Source organism: Mucilaginibacter sp. 5C4 (assembly GCF_034345625.1).
Classification (GTDB): Bacteria; Bacteroidota; Bacteroidia; order Sphingobacteriales; family Sphingobacteriaceae; genus Mucilaginibacter; species Mucilaginibacter aurantiaciroseus.
In genome coordinates, this window is the sequence record NZ_CP133775.1 from 1559431 (window position 1) to 1574934 (window position 15504).

Genomic DNA, 15504 nt, shown 5'->3' on the forward strand with positions numbered 1-15504 from the left:
CAATGTTAAAGCAGATTAATCTTTAATCTCCGCTACGCTGTCATCGCCAGCAGGCGGTTTAGCTGGTTACAATAATCGGGTAGGGTAATGTGGCCCTGGTCGTATTCTTTCACCAGTTCGTCCAGTTGTTTTTCAACTATGGCACGGTCAACCTTTTGCTCGGCGCAGGCAACTTTAAGCGACTGCACTTTTTGCTGTGCCGATTTACGCATGTACATTGGCTGTACATCTTTTGCCTGCATTAATATCTTATCAAGTTTTTTACGGTTTTGCTTATCGAATTTTAGTATCAAATACACCAAAACAGATCCTATTACCAGGAAGTAAAAAAAGTTAGCTGTAGAAGTAGTAAAAAGTTCGTTCATATAAATTATTCGTCTTCGTTGTTAATCTCTCGTTTTCAATTTATAGTGATGTGCTTCGGTTTTAATTATTACGCATATGACTTTAAATTGGTTACGTGTTTTTTTAAAAAGTTGATAAACAGCTTACGGGAGATATTTAATATTTAATTATTTGGAAAATTTGGTTGCAGGATATTATCCGCGTGTTAGGTTTTATATACCTTTGCGGCATGTTATCCAGGCACTTAAAAGTTACCCTATACAGTTCTGTTTTTTTTATGTTGATGCTGGCTGCATTACCGGCAGTATCACAAACCAAACGCAAGGCCAAGGCCGAAGCTGCAAAAGAGGGTGCCCCCGAACATTCATTCAAGTTCAAGACCATCGTTATAGACCCCGGCCATGGCGGTAAAGACCCCGGCGCGCACGGCGCTTACTCCAACGAGAAAACCATAGCGCTAAGCATCGGCAAAAAATTGAAAGTGGCTATCAACAATGCTATTAGCGGTGTAGATGTGATCATGACGCGCAGCACCGATAAATTTATTGAGTTACACCGCCGCGCCAACATCGCTAATGAGAATAACGCCAACCTGTTCATTTCCATTCACTGCAACTCATCGCCCGAGCGGGTAAGCCCTAACCGCGGCGTGCTGCTGTTAGTTTATGGTTTCCACCGCAAAGGCGAGCAATTAGAAGCCCTGCGCGAGAACGCCTCCATATTTATAGAGAAGGATTATAAGAAAAAATACAACGGCTACGGCGATGATGCCGCGCTTAACGCCATTGTATTGGCTGCGTTTCAGCAACGCTACCGGAAGCAAAGCGTACAATTTGGCAACCTGCTAAACCACCAACTTAAAGTGAATAACGGCCGCAAAAGCCTCGGCGTACGCGAGCAGGGTGTGCTTGTACTACAGCAAAGCAGCATGCCCGGTATGCTCCTGGAAACTGGTTTCATTAACAACCCAACCGACGAAAAATACCTGAACTCCGAAGAAGGGCAAAATGATATTGTACAATCTATTTTGGTAGCTATAAAGAAATATAAAGAGAGTTTTGAGTAAATGGCCTTTACACGTATAAAATTTGCTGTTCAATTATGATATCTTAAAGTAGACGCTATTATGAAAACCAAAAGACTATCCCGCAGAGATTTTATCCTCAACAGTACTATTGGCGCAAGCGCGTTGCTGCTTGGCCCGGCCCTTTCTGCACTTGCCTTAACAAAACCCGATAAACGACTGGGTATTGCCTTGGTAGGTTTGGGTGGTTACAGCAGCGGGCAACTGGCCCCGGCGTTGCAGCATACTAAAAACTGTTACCTGGCGGGTATAGTTACCGGCACGCCTGCCAAAGCCAAAAGCTGGGCGGCAAAATATAGTATCCCGCAAAAGAACATTTACAATTACCAAAATTTCGATAACATTGCCCGCAACCCGGATATTGATATTATTTACGTAGTGCTGCCGGTATCGATGCATAAAGAGTACACCATCCGCGCGGCACGCGCGGGCAAGCATGTAATATGCGAAAAACCTATGGCCCTTAATGCTGCCGAGTGCCGCGAAATGATAGCCGCCTGCAAAAAGGCAAACCGTCTGCTGTCAATAGGTTACCGCTTGCATTTCGAGCCGCACACGCAGGAGGTAATGCGCCTTGGGCAAAAACAGGTATTTGGCAAAGTAACCAAAATTGATACCGGGAATGGCTTTACCTACAACGGCGACCCCAACGCCTGGCGACTTAAAAAGGCTATGGCGGGTGGCGGCGGTTTAATGGATATGGGTATCTACGCCATACAGGGTGCGCGTTATACCCTGGGGCAGGAACCAATTGCCGTTAAGGCCACCCAGCAAAAAACCAGGCCGCAGTTTTTTAAAGAGGTTGACGAGACCGTTTTTTGGGAATTAAAATTCCCCGGAGGACAAAAAGTTACGGGAAAAAGTAGTTATAATAATGATTGGAGTTACCTGCAGGTTGAAGCCGAAAAAGGGAATTTTGAATTGCAGCCCGCCTACGGGTATGGTGGTTTAGACGGCAAAGTAAACGGCAAGCCCATGCAAATCCCTAATATTATACAACAAGCTGCCCAGATGGACGATTTTGCCACCTGCGTACAGCTTAAAAAGCAAAGCCGCGTCCCCGGCGAAGAAGGTTTAATGGATATGAAGGTTGTTGATGCTGTTTATCGTAGTTTGAATAGTGGCCAATGGGAGAATATTGTTTAATGCCCAAGCCTGAACGATATCTCCAGAAAGATCCCGCCAGAGCTATAATTTAGGGGCGCGTAATATGTAGGGCGAAGTTTATTTATCCCCTTGCCAAAATTAGTAGTGTCGTACCCAAGGCTAAACCCAATGCTCCCTACGTTAATGGGGAAAGTTAGGTTAACTGCAGGGGCGGCGTTCACGGTGAAACCCGCATGTACGGCTTGGTTTCGATCTGTTTATCCTGGTCGCTTAGGTTTGATTGTGTTACAACGCCCCAGCCCTGGTTAATGCCACCCTTAATTGCCATGGAAACTGAAAGTAGCACCCCCTCGTTCTCTGGATTAAAACAGTATCATGTGTTAAGCGCGAGGCCGGTATAAAGGGTAGTGGCATCAAGCTTGCGCAGATCGGGCAGATCATTTTTATAACTTAGGAAATCCGCGAACGCGGTTAGGTCGGCACCCATGTGGCCTTTCAAAAACGTTTTGCCGTACCCGAGGTTAACCCCAACAGAGGAATATTTGGAATCGAGGAAGTTAACTGATGGTGTTATGCCCCTAACGCCAATCACAAAACCGCTTTGTGCTTTGGTAACTTGAATAAAAAATAAACTAATAAATAAGGTTAGGAAAATGGTACGCATACAAATGTTGTAATTGGTTATACTAATATAATCACCTAAAATGAAAGGTAAATGAAAGCTACACGATTGCTATATTTACCTCATTAAAACAACCCATGTACCTAAAACGAATAATATTGATGGCGCTGATACCACAACTGATAGCCGCGTTTAGCTTCGCGCAAAAAGTGCCTTATGGTAAAAATGCCGCTGTGGGTAAGTATTGCGATGTGCGCGGTATAAAGCTTTATGTAGAAGAATATGGCAGCGGTGAGCCCTTGCTGATGATCCACGGTAACGGTGGCGATATGAGCGCCTTTAGCGAGAATGTGCCTTACTTCGCCAAAAAGTATAGGGTGATTTTGGTAGATAGCCGTTCGCAAGGGAAATCTATCGACACCAACCCGGCTATCACCTTTGAACAGATGGCCGATGATTTTGCCGAATTACTACATGTACTGCATATCGCCAAAGCGTATGTATTAGGCTGGAGCGATGGTGGTATCAGTGCTATTTTAATGGCCATGTACCACCCGGATAAGGTAATAAAGTTCGCATCCACAGGGGCTAACATTACGCCCGATGCATCCAGCTATGCCGACCCTAATGGCTGGCCGGGTTCCAAAAATTATTACGAGCAAAACAAGAATAGGAAATGGCGCACCGCCAAGGAACGGAACGCCTGGAAAATGTTTATGCTGGATTGGGAACAACCCAACATCAAACTTACCGAGCTCCACAAAATAAAAACCCCGGCACTCATCATAGCCGGCGACCATGATGTGATAGCAGATAAACATACCCGTCTTATCCAGGCCAATATCCCAGGCTCGCAGTTGTGGATCGTAAAGGATTCGGGCCATGGTACTTTGATAGAACATGCTGATACGTTCAATAAAAAAGTCGACGCGTTTTTTCAGCATAAATAGGCCTTTGTCATTACTTATTCAAAAACGATGTTTAAACATCGTTTTTACTATCACATATCAAACCTTTATCTATATTTGACTCAATAAAATATCAAACTGAAAAAATTTAAACAATGAAAAAGATTTTAACCTTAGCTGCTGCTGCATTATTTATGCAAACGGCATTTGCCCAAAGCACCTGGAAAGCTGACAAAGCACACTCACACGTTAAATTTACCATCACCCACCTTGCAGTATCTGATGTTGACGGTACATTTAAAGATTTCGACGCAAGCATCGTTGCTGCAAAACCTGATTTTAGCGATGCTAAATACACATTCTCTGCAAACGCAGCATCTGTAAGCACTGATAATGACAACCGCGACGGTCATTTGAAATCTCCAGACTTTTTTGATGTTGCTAAATTCCCGACATTAAATTTTGAGAGCACAAGCGTTAAAGCTGCAGGTACAAACAAATACAAAGTAACCGGTAATTTAACTTTACACGGTGTTACCAAACCGGCTGTTTTAGATGTTGTTTACCGTGGTACCATCACCCACCCAATGACTAAAGGCCCTGACGCCGGTTTCAAAATTACAGGTACAATCAAACGTTCTGATTTTGGTTTCGGTGCTAAATATGGCTCACCAATGCTTAGCGACGAAGTTGAACTTAACGCAAGCGGCGAATTCTTGAAACAATAATTGCCCCGATATAAATTGAAAAGGCGGCTTTCACTATTGAAGGCCGCCTTTTTTTATGGGGTGAAATTATTTAGATGCGTTTAAAGGTAAGTGTTTTGCCAATGAATTTATAGTGCCAATAGCCTTTTACCTTCAGCGCGCCCTCTTTATCAATATAGGCAGATGAGTTCCATAATTTGCCGTGCTTGGCATCGTAGATCATGCCATCTTCCCAACTGTTGGTTTGCTGGTTATAGGTAAGTTTCTCCAGCACATTCATGCCTATAAGCTTGCGGCTGCGTAGTGACGGGTCGGGGTTGTTCTCGTCTGTCCAGTAATCAAGCTCCTTACTATCGTCGCGGTCATCAAACCAAACTATCTTAGCTTTAAATTCATTACCTTCTTTATAAACCTGCACAATTAGTCTGTCATCATCAAGTTTCCATTTACCGCAAACCTTTTCGGCAGCTGCTGCCGTAGTTGTAACAACAGGTGTATGGTAATTTGTACTACCAACAAGCATTAAAGCCACAAAACTACACAAAAACAGATTTGCCATATTGGTGTCAATTTATCAACACAATATAGGCAATAGTAATGCCATTATTACAAATTATTTTTCAGAATAATTAAATAAATTTATAGTATCCTGTTAAAAGTCATGGTTTTACCTAAGAGCTTTACTTTCCAGTAACCTTTTACTTTTAATAAACCTGTTTTGTCGATGCCGGCGGCAGCACTCCAGTATTTGCCGCTCTGCACTTCGTAGATCTTGCCGCCCTCCCATGAGTTTGACGATGCGTCGTATTGAAGGTTCTCTACCACATCAAGCCCAAGTACCTTTCGGCTGTGCAGGGTGGGGTTGGGGTTTTTAATATCCATAATGGTTTCCATGGGTTTGGCTTTGGATACTCCACCACTAAACCATATGATCTTTGCCTTAAAAGTGTTTTTGTATGGATACACCTCAACGGTTAAATTCTTCTCGCTCGATTGCCATTTGCCGCAGATAAGATTGGCTTTAGCAACCTCATCCGGGTTGATGGTTTTAAAAGAGCAAAGTATGGTTAACAGTAAAAAACAAACGTAGTGCATAAGGGTGATTTAGCCGCTATTAAAAATAGCTTTAAGAATAACGCATAAATACGTAATTGTTTGCAATGCGCCAACGAAAACGTTATAGTGAATTGAATGCCCTTGGTTTGCGCCGGGGGCGTTTCTGTTTTATATATTTGAGATGTAAACCAATATTACCTTTACTACCCGTATGAAAAAACTGCCACTGCTACTTCCGTTGCTTGGGCTTGCCTTGTCTGCATCGGCACAACAAAAAAATATATACCACAAGGGCTGGGTCGATTTTAACAAGAACGGCCGCATGGATGTGTTTGAAGATCCATCGCAAAACATCGAAAAACGTATCACCGACTTGTTGAGCCAAATGACCGTTGAGGAGAAAACCTGCCAGATGGCTACCCTTTATGGCTACAAACGCGTGCTAAAAGATGAAATGCCGACCGCCAACTGGAAGAACGAGGTTTGGAAGGATGGCATTGCTAATATCGACGAAGAGCTAAACAATCTTACCTCCAAAACCGATGATGCACCTACACAATATTCGTACCCCTTCAGCAAACATGCGTCGGCTATAAACACCGTGCAAAAGTGGTTTGTAGAAGAAACCCGCATGGGCATCCCCGTGGATTTTACTAACGAGGGTATCCACGGCCTAAACCACGATCGTGCAACACCGTTGCCTGCCCCCATAGGAATTGGCAGTACATGGGATAAAGCCCTTGTGCGCCGGGCCGGCCAAACCGTTGGCCGCGAAGCAAAAGCACTTGGCTACACCAATGTTTATGCACCGATACTTGACCCTGCCCGCGACCAGCGCTGGGGCCGCGTGGTAGAATGCTACGGCGAAAACCCTTTCCTGATAGCTGAAATGGGCAAGCAAATGGTACTGGGCATCCAGGAAGAGGGTGTGGCATCAACCTTAAAACATTATGCCGTTTACAGCGTGCCCAAAGGTGGCCGCGATGGCAGCGCCCGTACCGACCCGCATGTGGCCCCGCGCGAGATGCACCAGATTTACCTGTATCCGTTTCGCCGGGTGATCCAGGAAGCCCACCCAATGGGGGTAATGAGCAGCTATAACGATTGGGATGGCGTACCCATTACAGGTAGTTATTATTTCCTTACGGAGCTGCTTCGCCAGAAATTTGGTTTCCAGGGATATGTGGTGAGCGATAGCGAAGCAGTAGAGTTCCTGTTCTCTAAACATAAAGTAGCCATTAATTATAAAGAAGCTGTACGCCAGGCGGTAGAGGCCGGGCTAAACGTGCGTACCAATTTTACCCCGCCTCAAACGTTTATACTGCCCTTGCGCGAATTGATCAAAGAGAACAAGATCTCAATGAAGGTAATAGACTCCCGCGTAGCGGATGTATTGCGGGTTAAATTCCGTTTGGGATTATTTGACAGCCCTTATGTTAAAGACCCAAAAGCTGCTGATAAACTGGTACACACCGCTGCCGATGCCGAGATGAGTTTAAAAATGAACCGCGAAAGCATGGTGCTTTTAAAGAACGAGAATAACCTGCTACCGCTTGATAAAAGCAAATACAAAAATATATTGGTGACCGGCCCGCTGGCAGTAGAAAGTAACTATACCATCAGCAGGTATGGCCCGTCGCATAACAAGATCATCAGCGTGCTGGAAGGGGTTAAAAACTTTGTGGGCACTGCCGGCAAAGTAAGCTACACCAAGGGCTGCGATATGGTAGATGCCACCTGGCCCGAAAGTGAAATTATCGAAACACCGCTGACCGCGCAAGAGCAGGCCGGTATCGATTCTGCAGTGGCACAGGCTAAACTAAGCGATGTGGTGATAGCCGTTGTAGGCGAGGATGTTGATAGGGTGGGCGAAAGCCTGTCGCGCACAGGGTTGAATCTTCCGGGCCGCCAGTTAAAGCTGATCCAGGCTTTGCAGGCTACAGGCAAGCCCGTTGTTATGGTGATGATAAACGGGCAGCCGCTCACCATCAACTGGGAAAATAAATATGTGCCTGCCATTTTAGAGGCATGGTTCCCCAGTGTACAAAGCGGGCAGGTAATTGCCGAAACCTTATTTGGCGATAATAATCCCGGCGGTAAACTGCCGATCACTTTCCCTAAAACAACCGGTCAGCTGGAATTTAATTTCCCGTTCAAACCAAATTCGCAGGCCGGGCAAGGCGGCCAAAACAGCTGGGGGCATACCAGTGTGAACGGCGCGCTATATCCGTTTGGCTACGGCTTAAGCTATACCAAATTTGAGTATAGCAATTTGCAGGTATCGCCCGAGAAAGGGCAATCGCAAGGCGATGTAACCGTAACGGTAGATGTTACCAACACCGGCCAGCGCAAAGGCGATGATGTGGTGCAGCTATATCTAAAAGATGACATCAGCACTGTTACCACCTACGAATACGACCTGCGCGGTTTCGACCGCGTAACCCTTAATCCCGGCGAAAAGAAAACCATTACCTTTACCCTGCACCCCGATGACCTGGCCCTGCTGGACAAAAACATGAACTGGACCGTAGAGCCCGGCACCTTCCAGGTTTGGATAGGCGCATCATCGCAGGATATAAAGTTGAAGAAAGGGTTTACGGTGGAGTAGGGGGTTTAGAAACCGTCGCCCGTTCAAGCGTCCAAGCTTACCATTATTTAAGTGTGGACACTTAAAGTATTGTTGCTTCAAGCGGATGACGCTTGAAGCGGCGGGTGTCATTACATATATTTGCTATTATGCCAAAACGTTTCGACTGGACACCCGCAGCTTATTCAACTATGGAAAACATCACTACCCGCCCGGCCACCGTGGCTGATATGGATACGCTGCTTCAATTTGAGCAGGGCGTTATCAGCGCCGAGCGGCCGTTCGACCCAACTTTAAAGGAGGGGCATATTAACTATTATGATCTTAACGAGCTTATCACCGCCCCACATATCCAACTTGTGATTGCCGAACTTAACGGCGAGATCATCGGCAGCGGCTACGCCCGGATCGAAACTTCTAAGATCTACCTGCAACATCCGCAGCATGCCTACCTGGGTTTTATGTATGTGTTGCCCCAGCACCGTGGCAAGGGCATAAATAAATTGGTTATTAATGCGCTAAAGGAATGGTCGGTGCAGCAAGGGATAACCGAATTTAGATTGGAGGTGTATTTCGGGAACGTGCCTGCTATTAAGGCTTACGAAAAAGTAGGTTTTAACAGCCACATGATAGAGATGCGCATGGGGCTTTAGGACATTTGCCTACAACAATAATTAAATTTTTAAAAAGTTTAGTAACTTATTGTAGTTTCGTGCTTTATTTATAAATTTATAGCCGAATACAAACCTAAACTATTTAAAGGCAAGAAAATACCGAATGGAAATTAAGAGTAATGGCGTAAAAAGCGGATGGTTAAAAAATATGATCATCAAAAGGTTATATTTCGATAAAGCTATGTCGTGTGCCGCGTTAAGCCAGCTTTTTGACAAGAGCATCCCCTCAATAGCGAAAGCAATAAACGAACTTATAAAAGAAGGTTTTGTGGTGGAGCAAGGCTTCGCCCCTTCAAGCGGTGGCCGCAGGCCGTTGATGTACGCCATCAATACCAACGCCATGTTTATACTGGCCGTAGCGATGGATCAGCTCTCTGCCCGTATCCAGCTGATAGACCTGAACAATAACCCCGTTGTAGATATGGCTACGGTTGAATTGAAACTCCATAATAACGATAACGCGCTGGCCGAATTAATAGGTCACCTGAATAATTATGTGGAAGAAAGCGGCATTTCTAAAAAGAAAATCGCGGGTATTGGCATCGGTATGCCGGGCTTTATCAACGCGGTAGAAGGTATCAACTACACCTACCTTGATGCCGGCGGCGAGAGCCTGAGCAAGTACATTACCAAAGAAATAGGTATTACCACTTATATTGATAACGATAGCAGCCTTATCGCCCTTGCCGAACAAAAGTTTGGCATTGCCCGCTCGCAGCAAGAAGTAATGGTGATAAACCTGGGCTGGGGTATAGGCCTGGGGATGATCATTGATGGTAAGATCTTCCGCGGCTATAATGGCTTCGCGGGTGAGTTGAGCCACATCCCGCTGTCAGACAATGGCGCGCTTTGCCTGTGCGGTAAACGCGGTTGTTTAGAGGCCGAAGCATCTATGCTGGTAGTTGCCGAAAAAGCCGAAGAAGGCATTAAAAAAGGCCGTATAACCAGCCTTAAACCACATAACGGCCAGTCCAAATTAATGGGCGAGGACCTGATGGAGGCCGCCAACCAGGGCGACCAGTTTGCTATAGAATTGTTGACAGATGCCGGTTACAAAATTGGCAAGGCGCTGGCTATACTGATCCATATCATGAACCCGGCAAACATCGTGTTAAGTGGCCGCGGTGCAAAAGTTGGCAAGATCCTAATGGCGCCCATACAACAGGCCCTGCATAAATATTGTATCCCCCGCCTTTCATCAGGCACCGAATTATTAATATCTTCATTAGGTTTTGATGCTGAACTTATTGGCGCCGCCGTATTGGTGATGGAGAATTTTGATAAGGAAGAGCAGGCGAGGTAACAAAAAATAAGTCTACAGTCTATGAAAATACTTTTGCTGGGTGCTACAGGCCGAACAGGTAAACTTATTTTAGAACAACTTATTCAACGCGGGCACATTGTGAACATATTGGTAAGAGACAAGCGAAAAGTGAAGTTGGATTCTGAGGCAGTTAATGTTTTTGAGGGTTCTACACTTGATATAAACCTACTTGGCACAGCAATGAAAGGCTGCTGTGCACTTATAAGTGCCCTTAATATATCGCGCGAAAATGATTTTCCATGGTCTGCATTACGTACGCCACCTAACCTGCTATCGGCTACCATGAAAAATGTTATTGAGCTTCTTGGTCAGTTTGAAATAAAGCGTATTATCATAATTTCAGCTTGGGGAGTAAACGAAACCCGAAAAGATATACCGGCATGGTTCAGGTGGGTAATTGACAATAGTAATATTTCATTTGCATATACAGATCATGCCTTACAAGAGGCTAAGCTTGCCGCAACCGACCTTTATTGGACGGCTATCAGGCCGGTAGGCTTAACCAATTTTAGTACAAAACAGGTTAAAGTAAGCATCGGCAATAAGCCTAAACCTGGTTTGTTGATAAGTAGAAAGAGTGTTGCCACCTTTGCTGTTGACATCCTGGAACAAGCGGAATTTATAGGATTATCGCCTGTTATCTTTAATTGAAATTACATATCTTGTATTGTAATGCTTTACCCGGGTATGCACTAATGCCTCGTGACTCTACACCCAACATTCTTTTTAAAAATACTTTTGTTATCTTGCAATGCACCTAAGCTAATGATGATACCATGAACCCAAAAGTTGATTTTTATTTTAATAAGGACAAAAAATGGCAACCCGGGGTAAATAAACTGCGGTCGATCATGCTGGATTGCGGGCTTACCGAGGAGTTGAAATGGGGCTGCCCGTGCTACACCTACCGGGATGATAACATTGTACTGATCCACGATTTTAAGGAATACTGCGCGCTGCTATTTTTTAAAGGTGTTTTACTGAACGATACCCACGGGATCCTGATCCAACAAACGGAGAATGTACAAGCTGCGCGACAGATCAGGTTCACCGGTCTTGAACAAATTGTTAAGCAGGAAGCTATTATCAAAACCTATGTTTTTGAAGCCATTGAAGTGGAGAAAGCAGGCTTACAGGTAGAAATGAAAAAGACCGCCGACTTTACCGTTGCCCAAGAATTTCAAACCAAACTGGATGTTAGTGATGCATTGCGGATTGCGTTTGAAGCTTTAACACCCGGCAGGCAAAAAGCCTACCTGCTGCATTTTGCGGCACCCAAGCAAGCCAAAACCCGCGAGGCAAGGGTAGAGAAATGCTTACCGCAAATTATGAATGGTAAAGGCTTGAACGATTAGTTAGATGGTGTTTATCCAGATACGATGTCGCCGTATTTATCCAGTTGTGTTTGGCAATTTGGGCAGGTTGTGCCACCCCATAAAAATTGCTTGCCGCTTTTAGGTACGCGCACAACAGGCTGTAGGGTTTGGCATACCGGGCAGGTTACACGGTTTAAATTAATGCCCCATTTAGATTTGTTCCTGCCGGCCCTTCTAACCCAGATAACGAGGCCAACCACTACGATCGCAAAAATAATAAGTTTGATCATTTTGAATTTTTACTGTATTAAAGATATGAAATATATTGTAACGTTTGTTTTGTCAAAACCAGTTTGGTTTTTGCTTAAAGCAGCTGTTTTAACTCATCAAAGTTGTTAATGGTAGCAACCTGCCCGCTTTCCACTACACCAAAACCGTACGATGCAAATATGAAAGGTACGCCCGCTTTGCTTGCGGCTTCGTAATCGCCCATGGTATCGCCCACATAAACCGGGTTTTTAAGGTTATGGTCTATTACAATATCGCTTATGTTATCTGCTTTGGGGTTGCCCTTGGTGCCATAGCATTGGTGCGCCAAAAAGTAAGAGTGCATATTATGCAAGTCCAGAAAGAGTTCGATATAGCCGCTTTGGCAGTTGCTTACAATGTAAAGCTTGTAATTTTTGCCCAGGTAGGTAAGCGTATCAGCAAGATTTGGGTACAGCGTGCCACCTTGTTTGTGCAGGATCTCCAGCTCACTAACCGAGCAAAGCTGCTTCACCTCTTCGCGCTGTTCGTGGCTTAAAAACGGGAACAGTTTTTCGAAGATCTTATCATACGTCATCCCGGTGATGGAACGAACCCGCTCGCGGGTCATTACCTCGTTAGCCATGTAGGGCGCCTGGTTAAGGGCTGCCTGCCATGCGCCGGTAATGGTATCGGTACTATCCCAAAGGGTGCCGTCAAGGTCAAATATGATGCTGTCGTATGTGTTTTTTAAGCTATCCATTGCTGCGTTTTGTGCCGCAAAAGTAGTAGATTATTTTTAGCGGACAGTCGCCTAAACGTAATTAGTAAATGGGGAACTCACCAATACCAAAGATGATAGACATGATTGGAACGGCTAAAAGGAAAAATACCCTCGCCTGTTCTACCTTGTCAGATTCGCCTTTTACAAATACGTGGTTAATGTCGGTTAATATAGTGTTGATCGCGTTTTTCATGGTAAACAGTGTTAATTGTGATTGCTGCAATTATGACTGTGCGAGTGGAGGTAAGGTTTAATGGGGAAGTAAAAAATTAAAAGATGAAAGAAAGAGCGGAAAGCGGGGTAATGGTAGAAACTTTAGTCACGCAGAGGGGGCTTCGAGAAGCTCAGACTAACAAAAAATAAATTTCATTTCGAACGAGGTACGAGGAGAACCGACCGAAGGGAGCTCATCGTAGATAAATCTTGTTAGACCTGCAAAGGTCGCTCGTCGTATCTAACAAGATTTCTCACAAACATAGGATGACATCGAATAAAAGATTTACCTACCCCTTCTCGTACAATACCGTATTATGGATATTCCAATCCTCAATATCGATCAAGCCCGGTTGGGTTTGGTAGTGCGTATCATGGGCGGGGCATTTAACCACATACTCGCCTTTACCAACAAGGGAAATAATAGGGCGTTCGCCGCATTGTCTACAGGGTTTGCAATAAATAGATTTGGGTATTGTAACATAGTCCTTCATACCGTGATATAGTAGGTTTTATTCCTTCGGGTTGTGAAAGTAATTAATTTTTTTATTCCCGTAAAAACTTATTTGAGGTTGTTATTTGGCGTCGTTTATCTCTATCCAGTAACCATCAGGGTCCTGTATGTAAACTTGCGATACGCCATCCACACGGTGCTCTATCTGGCCGGCAACACCTTTCCAGTTGCTGTAGGTGATTTTCTTTTCGTTAAGCGTGGCAATAAATTTGGTGATAGATGGCACGCTGAAACAAATGTGATCGCCAATGAGTTTTGGCGCGGTTGAGCAATTGCCTTGTATAATGTGCATAGCAATGTTAGGCGCAATGTTATACCAGGTGTGTACGGTATCTTTAAAGGGGTTGGGAATTATTTTTAGGCCTAAAACAGAGGTGTAAAAGGCATTGCTTTTTTTAAGATCGGCAGAGCATAGGGCGGCGTGGTTAAACACAGCTTGTGCATTGCTTGTAAGTGGGGCGCTTAGCAAAAGCATTGCAGCTATTTTAAAGGCACGGTTTTTTATTTGTGTATAGTTTAACATATTTAGGGATTATTAATACGTGATAAATATACACCTTGTATGATACTAAATTAATGTTTGCTGATATTTAATTGTAAAAAATAACAGCTAGTACTTTGGTATTGGTTCGTATATTTATTTCATCAATATATACCCTATGAACACCCAAACTGTAAATAGTAAAGCCATAACTACCTGGAGCGCGATTTTAGCATTGCTTAACTGGTTTGCTATAGGGCTGCAGTTCTACTTATCTATAAACGCGTACATGGCAAAAGGCCGCACATTAGGTGGGGCGGTGGTTGAGTTTTTTAGCTTTTTTACGATAGAAAGCAATATACTGGTGGCATTTGGCCTCACGGCGGTGGCATTAGGCGGGTTTAATAAAAGGTTTTTCTCGCGGGCAAGTGTACTTACGGCTATGGCGGTTTATATCACTATCGTTTGCCTGGTTTACAACGTAGTATTACGCAGCGGCTACAGCCCGCAAGGGTGGGATAGGGTGGTGAACGAGCTTTTACATGCTATTTGCCCGCCGCTATTTATATTGTTTTGGCTGGTATATGTGCCTAAACAGGGCATCACTTATAAAGGCGCATTGCCTTGGTTATGGTTCCCGTTTTTTTATATGGTTTATGTGCTGGTCCGAGGTGCCATCTGCTGGATCTATCCATACTTTTTTATGAACGCTACCAATTTTGGTTACCCGCGCGTTGCCTTAAACTGCCTGATGCTGATGGTAGTTTTCCTGGCCTTTGATATGCTGTTCGTTTGGCTGGCAAAGCTGATGGCTAAACACAGGGCTGCATAGCCTATCGCCCAAAAACCTTCTTCATTCATCAGAAACCCGCTTTGTAACAACTTAGTGATACTGCCTACCGTGGATTAGACTTTGCATTGCCGCTGTAGTTTATACTTATAACAAACAGGATTTAGCATATTAAAAACATAGAAATTATGAAAAAGGAAATAGTGAGATTGTTAGCGTTATTAGTATTTGGCGCAGCAGCATTAACCGGATGTTCAATTGAGAACAGGGGCCACAGGGGCAGGTATGATAACAACCGCCACCACAACCGTGACCGCAATAACGACCATCATTACAACAACGGTTATTAATTAACACAGTTAACACGTAAATCTTAATTTAAATATAAACATCATGAAATATTTTAAAGTATTAGCCATAGCAGTATTAGCCATGTTTGCCGTTGAAGGCGCAAAGGCACAAGTAGTAGTAAAAGCCCGTGTAGGCGCGCCCGTTGTACGCCATACCCGCACAGTAGCTGTAAACAGGCCGGTACACCGCGCGTATTACCGCCGCCCGGTTGTTGTTCGCCACGCATATGTACGCCCGGCTTACCGCCGCACCGTGGTGGTGAACAGGCCACATTACTACCGCGCACATACCAGGCATGTAGTGGTTAGGCACCAAATCATAAAATAATTAAGCTCTCCTGATTTTTCAGGGGGGCTTTTTTTATGCGCTGTTCGCAAACAATATTGGCTGTCAGT

At 44.4% G+C, this 15504-nt stretch carries 21 protein-coding genes; 12 read left to right on the top strand and 9 right to left on the bottom strand.

The annotated features are described in order from the left end of the window. Positions 1-32: 32 nt before the first annotated feature. Positions 33-365: a hypothetical protein gene (locus RHM67_RS07290; protein ID WP_322231450.1), complete on the bottom strand. Its 333-nt coding sequence runs from the start codon at positions 363-365 to the stop codon at positions 33-35. A 209-nt stretch (positions 366-574) separates the two neighbouring features. On the opposite strand from RHM67_RS07290, the gene RHM67_RS07295 reads away from it, so the two are divergent. Together RHM67_RS07295 and RHM67_RS07300 are read left to right on the top strand one after the other, a co-directional pair. Next, positions 575-1411 (top strand): N-acetylmuramoyl-L-alanine amidase, encoded by an 837-nt coding sequence (locus RHM67_RS07295; RefSeq protein WP_322231451.1) that lies wholly within the window; start codon positions 575-577, stop codon positions 1409-1411. Between the two features lie 60 nt (positions 1412-1471). Further along, on the top strand, positions 1472-2575 hold the full coding sequence (locus tag RHM67_RS07300; protein ID WP_322231452.1) for a Gfo/Idh/MocA family oxidoreductase: 1104 nt from the start codon (positions 1472-1474) through the stop codon (positions 2573-2575). Between the two features lie 334 nt (positions 2576-2909). Here RHM67_RS07300 and RHM67_RS07305 read toward each other — a convergent pair whose 3' ends face one another. After that, on the bottom strand, positions 2910-3200 hold the full coding sequence (locus RHM67_RS07305) for a hypothetical protein (protein WP_322231453.1): 291 nt from the start codon (positions 3198-3200) through the stop codon (positions 2910-2912). 95 nt (positions 3201-3295) lie between these two features. Here RHM67_RS07305 and RHM67_RS07310 point away from each other — a divergent pair, with 95 nt between their 5' ends. Continuing rightward, the gene (locus RHM67_RS07310) at positions 3296-4108 is read left to right on the top strand and encodes an alpha/beta hydrolase (RefSeq protein ID WP_322231454.1); all 813 of its coding nucleotides are present in this window, start codon (positions 3296-3298) and stop codon (positions 4106-4108) included. Positions 4109-4221: 113 nt separating this feature from the next. Then, positions 4222-4794 (top strand): YceI family protein, encoded by a 573-nt coding sequence (locus RHM67_RS07315; RefSeq protein WP_322231455.1) that lies wholly within the window; start codon positions 4222-4224, stop codon positions 4792-4794. A gap of 70 nt (positions 4795-4864) precedes the next feature. Here RHM67_RS07315 and RHM67_RS07320 read toward each other — a convergent pair whose 3' ends face one another. Further along, complete coding sequence (locus tag RHM67_RS07320) at positions 4865-5332, bottom strand: DUF2147 domain-containing protein (protein ID WP_322231456.1); 468 nt, start codon at positions 5330-5332, stop codon at positions 4865-4867. A gap of 80 nt (positions 5333-5412) precedes the next feature. Continuing rightward, positions 5413-5868, bottom strand: coding sequence for a DUF2147 domain-containing protein (locus RHM67_RS07325; protein WP_322231457.1), 456 nt, complete (start codon positions 5866-5868; stop codon positions 5413-5415). Positions 5869-6040: 172 nt separating this feature from the next. On the opposite strand from RHM67_RS07325, the gene RHM67_RS07330 reads away from it, so the two are divergent. The 5 genes from RHM67_RS07330 (at position 6041) to RHM67_RS07350 (ending at position 11769) form a co-directional block, all read left to right on the top strand. Further along, on the top strand, positions 6041-8437 hold the full coding sequence (locus RHM67_RS07330) for a glycoside hydrolase family 3 N-terminal domain-containing protein (protein ID WP_322231458.1): 2397 nt from the start codon (positions 6041-6043) through the stop codon (positions 8435-8437). A gap of 128 nt (positions 8438-8565) precedes the next feature. Next, positions 8566-9069, top strand: a complete 504-nt coding sequence (locus RHM67_RS07335; protein ID WP_322231459.1) for a GNAT family N-acetyltransferase — start codon at positions 8566-8568, stop codon at positions 9067-9069. Between the two features lie 124 nt (positions 9070-9193). Continuing rightward, positions 9194-10393: an ROK family protein gene (locus tag RHM67_RS07340; RefSeq protein ID WP_322231460.1), complete on the top strand. Its 1200-nt coding sequence runs from the start codon at positions 9194-9196 to the stop codon at positions 10391-10393. A gap of 21 nt (positions 10394-10414) precedes the next feature. Continuing rightward, positions 10415-11065: an NAD(P)-dependent oxidoreductase gene (locus RHM67_RS07345; protein ID WP_322231461.1), complete on the top strand. Its 651-nt coding sequence runs from the start codon at positions 10415-10417 to the stop codon at positions 11063-11065. 125 nt (positions 11066-11190) lie between these two features. Beyond that, the gene (locus RHM67_RS07350; protein WP_322231462.1) at positions 11191-11769 is read left to right on the top strand and encodes a YdeI/OmpD-associated family protein; all 579 of its coding nucleotides are present in this window, start codon (positions 11191-11193) and stop codon (positions 11767-11769) included. A gap of 11 nt (positions 11770-11780) precedes the next feature. Here the strand turns inward: RHM67_RS07350 and RHM67_RS07355 are convergent, their stop codons facing one another. The 5 genes from RHM67_RS07355 to RHM67_RS07375 all read right to left on the bottom strand — a co-directional run bounded on the left by RHM67_RS07355 (position 11781) and on the right by RHM67_RS07375 (position 14010). Then, positions 11781-12020: a hypothetical protein gene (locus RHM67_RS07355; RefSeq protein ID WP_322231463.1), complete on the bottom strand. Its 240-nt coding sequence runs from the start codon at positions 12018-12020 to the stop codon at positions 11781-11783. A gap of 74 nt (positions 12021-12094) precedes the next feature. Continuing rightward, a complete protein-coding gene (locus tag RHM67_RS07360) occupies positions 12095-12739 on the bottom strand; it encodes an HAD family hydrolase (RefSeq protein ID WP_322231464.1) in 645 nt (214 codons plus the stop codon). Between the two features lie 61 nt (positions 12740-12800). Further along, positions 12801-12953 carry a hypothetical protein gene (locus RHM67_RS07365; RefSeq protein WP_252758232.1) on the bottom strand — a complete coding sequence of 51 codons (153 nt, stop codon included), beginning with the start codon at positions 12951-12953 and terminating at the stop codon, positions 12801-12803. Between the two features lie 310 nt (positions 12954-13263). Then, the gene (locus RHM67_RS07370) at positions 13264-13467 is read right to left on the bottom strand and encodes a hypothetical protein (protein ID WP_322231465.1); all 204 of its coding nucleotides are present in this window, start codon (positions 13465-13467) and stop codon (positions 13264-13266) included. An 81-nt stretch (positions 13468-13548) separates the two neighbouring features. Then, positions 13549-14010 (bottom strand): VOC family protein, encoded by a 462-nt coding sequence (locus RHM67_RS07375; RefSeq protein WP_322231466.1) that lies wholly within the window; start codon positions 14008-14010, stop codon positions 13549-13551. Positions 14011-14146: 136 nt separating this feature from the next. Here RHM67_RS07375 and RHM67_RS07380 point away from each other — a divergent pair, with 136 nt between their 5' ends. From RHM67_RS07380 to RHM67_RS07390, 3 genes are all read left to right on the top strand, one after another. Next, positions 14147-14800 carry a Pr6Pr family membrane protein gene (locus RHM67_RS07380; protein WP_322231467.1) on the top strand — a complete coding sequence of 218 codons (654 nt, stop codon included), beginning with the start codon at positions 14147-14149 and terminating at the stop codon, positions 14798-14800. Positions 14801-14946: 146 nt separating this feature from the next. After that, complete coding sequence (locus tag RHM67_RS07385; protein WP_322231468.1) at positions 14947-15108, top strand: hypothetical protein; 162 nt, start codon at positions 14947-14949, stop codon at positions 15106-15108. 43 nt (positions 15109-15151) lie between these two features. Beyond that, positions 15152-15436, top strand: a complete 285-nt coding sequence (locus tag RHM67_RS07390; RefSeq protein WP_322231469.1) for a hypothetical protein — start codon at positions 15152-15154, stop codon at positions 15434-15436. Positions 15437-15504: the final 68 nt, after the last annotated feature.

Bases quoted from the DNA above. Each gene is read 5' to 3' on its own strand.
- RHM67_RS07310 (WP_322231454.1), top strand. From the start codon at position 3,296: ATGTACCTAAAACGAATAATATTGATGGCGCTGATACCACAACTGATA.
- RHM67_RS07365 (WP_252758232.1), bottom strand. From the start codon at position 12,953: ATGAAAAACGCGATCAACACTATATTAACCGACATTAACCACGTATTT.
- RHM67_RS07320 (WP_322231456.1), bottom strand. From the start codon at position 5,332: ATGGCAAATCTGTTTTTGTGTAGTTTTGTGGCTTTAATGCTTGTTGGT.
- RHM67_RS07335 (WP_322231459.1), top strand. From the start codon at position 8,566: ATGCCAAAACGTTTCGACTGGACACCCGCAGCTTATTCAACTATGGAA.
- RHM67_RS07315 (WP_322231455.1), top strand. From the start codon at position 4,222: ATGAAAAAGATTTTAACCTTAGCTGCTGCTGCATTATTTATGCAAACG.
- RHM67_RS07295 (WP_322231451.1), top strand. From the start codon at position 575: ATGTTATCCAGGCACTTAAAAGTTACCCTATACAGTTCTGTTTTTTTT.
- RHM67_RS07330 (WP_322231458.1), top strand. From the start codon at position 6,041: ATGAAAAAACTGCCACTGCTACTTCCGTTGCTTGGGCTTGCCTTGTCT.
- RHM67_RS07355 (WP_322231463.1), bottom strand. From the start codon at position 12,020: ATGATCAAACTTATTATTTTTGCGATCGTAGTGGTTGGCCTCGTTATC.
- RHM67_RS07290 (WP_322231450.1), bottom strand. From the start codon at position 365: ATGAACGAACTTTTTACTACTTCTACAGCTAACTTTTTTTACTTCCTG.
- RHM67_RS07370 (WP_322231465.1), bottom strand. From the start codon at position 13,467: ATGAAGGACTATGTTACAATACCCAAATCTATTTATTGCAAACCCTGT.
- RHM67_RS07350 (WP_322231462.1), top strand. From the start codon at position 11,191: ATGAACCCAAAAGTTGATTTTTATTTTAATAAGGACAAAAAATGGCAA.
- RHM67_RS07390 (WP_322231469.1), top strand. From the start codon at position 15,152: ATGAAATATTTTAAAGTATTAGCCATAGCAGTATTAGCCATGTTTGCC.
- RHM67_RS07340 (WP_322231460.1), top strand. From the start codon at position 9,194: ATGGAAATTAAGAGTAATGGCGTAAAAAGCGGATGGTTAAAAAATATG.
- RHM67_RS07385 (WP_322231468.1), top strand. From the start codon at position 14,947: ATGAAAAAGGAAATAGTGAGATTGTTAGCGTTATTAGTATTTGGCGCA.
- RHM67_RS07305 (WP_322231453.1), bottom strand. From the start codon at position 3,200: ATGCGTACCATTTTCCTAACCTTATTTATTAGTTTATTTTTTATTCAA.
- RHM67_RS07375 (WP_322231466.1), bottom strand. From the start codon at position 14,010: ATGTTAAACTATACACAAATAAAAAACCGTGCCTTTAAAATAGCTGCA.
- RHM67_RS07345 (WP_322231461.1), top strand. From the start codon at position 10,415: ATGAAAATACTTTTGCTGGGTGCTACAGGCCGAACAGGTAAACTTATT.
- RHM67_RS07360 (WP_322231464.1), bottom strand. From the start codon at position 12,739: ATGGATAGCTTAAAAAACACATACGACAGCATCATATTTGACCTTGAC.
- RHM67_RS07380 (WP_322231467.1), top strand. From the start codon at position 14,147: ATGAACACCCAAACTGTAAATAGTAAAGCCATAACTACCTGGAGCGCG.
- RHM67_RS07325 (WP_322231457.1), bottom strand. From the start codon at position 5,868: ATGCACTACGTTTGTTTTTTACTGTTAACCATACTTTGCTCTTTTAAA.
- RHM67_RS07300 (WP_322231452.1), top strand. From the start codon at position 1,472: ATGAAAACCAAAAGACTATCCCGCAGAGATTTTATCCTCAACAGTACT.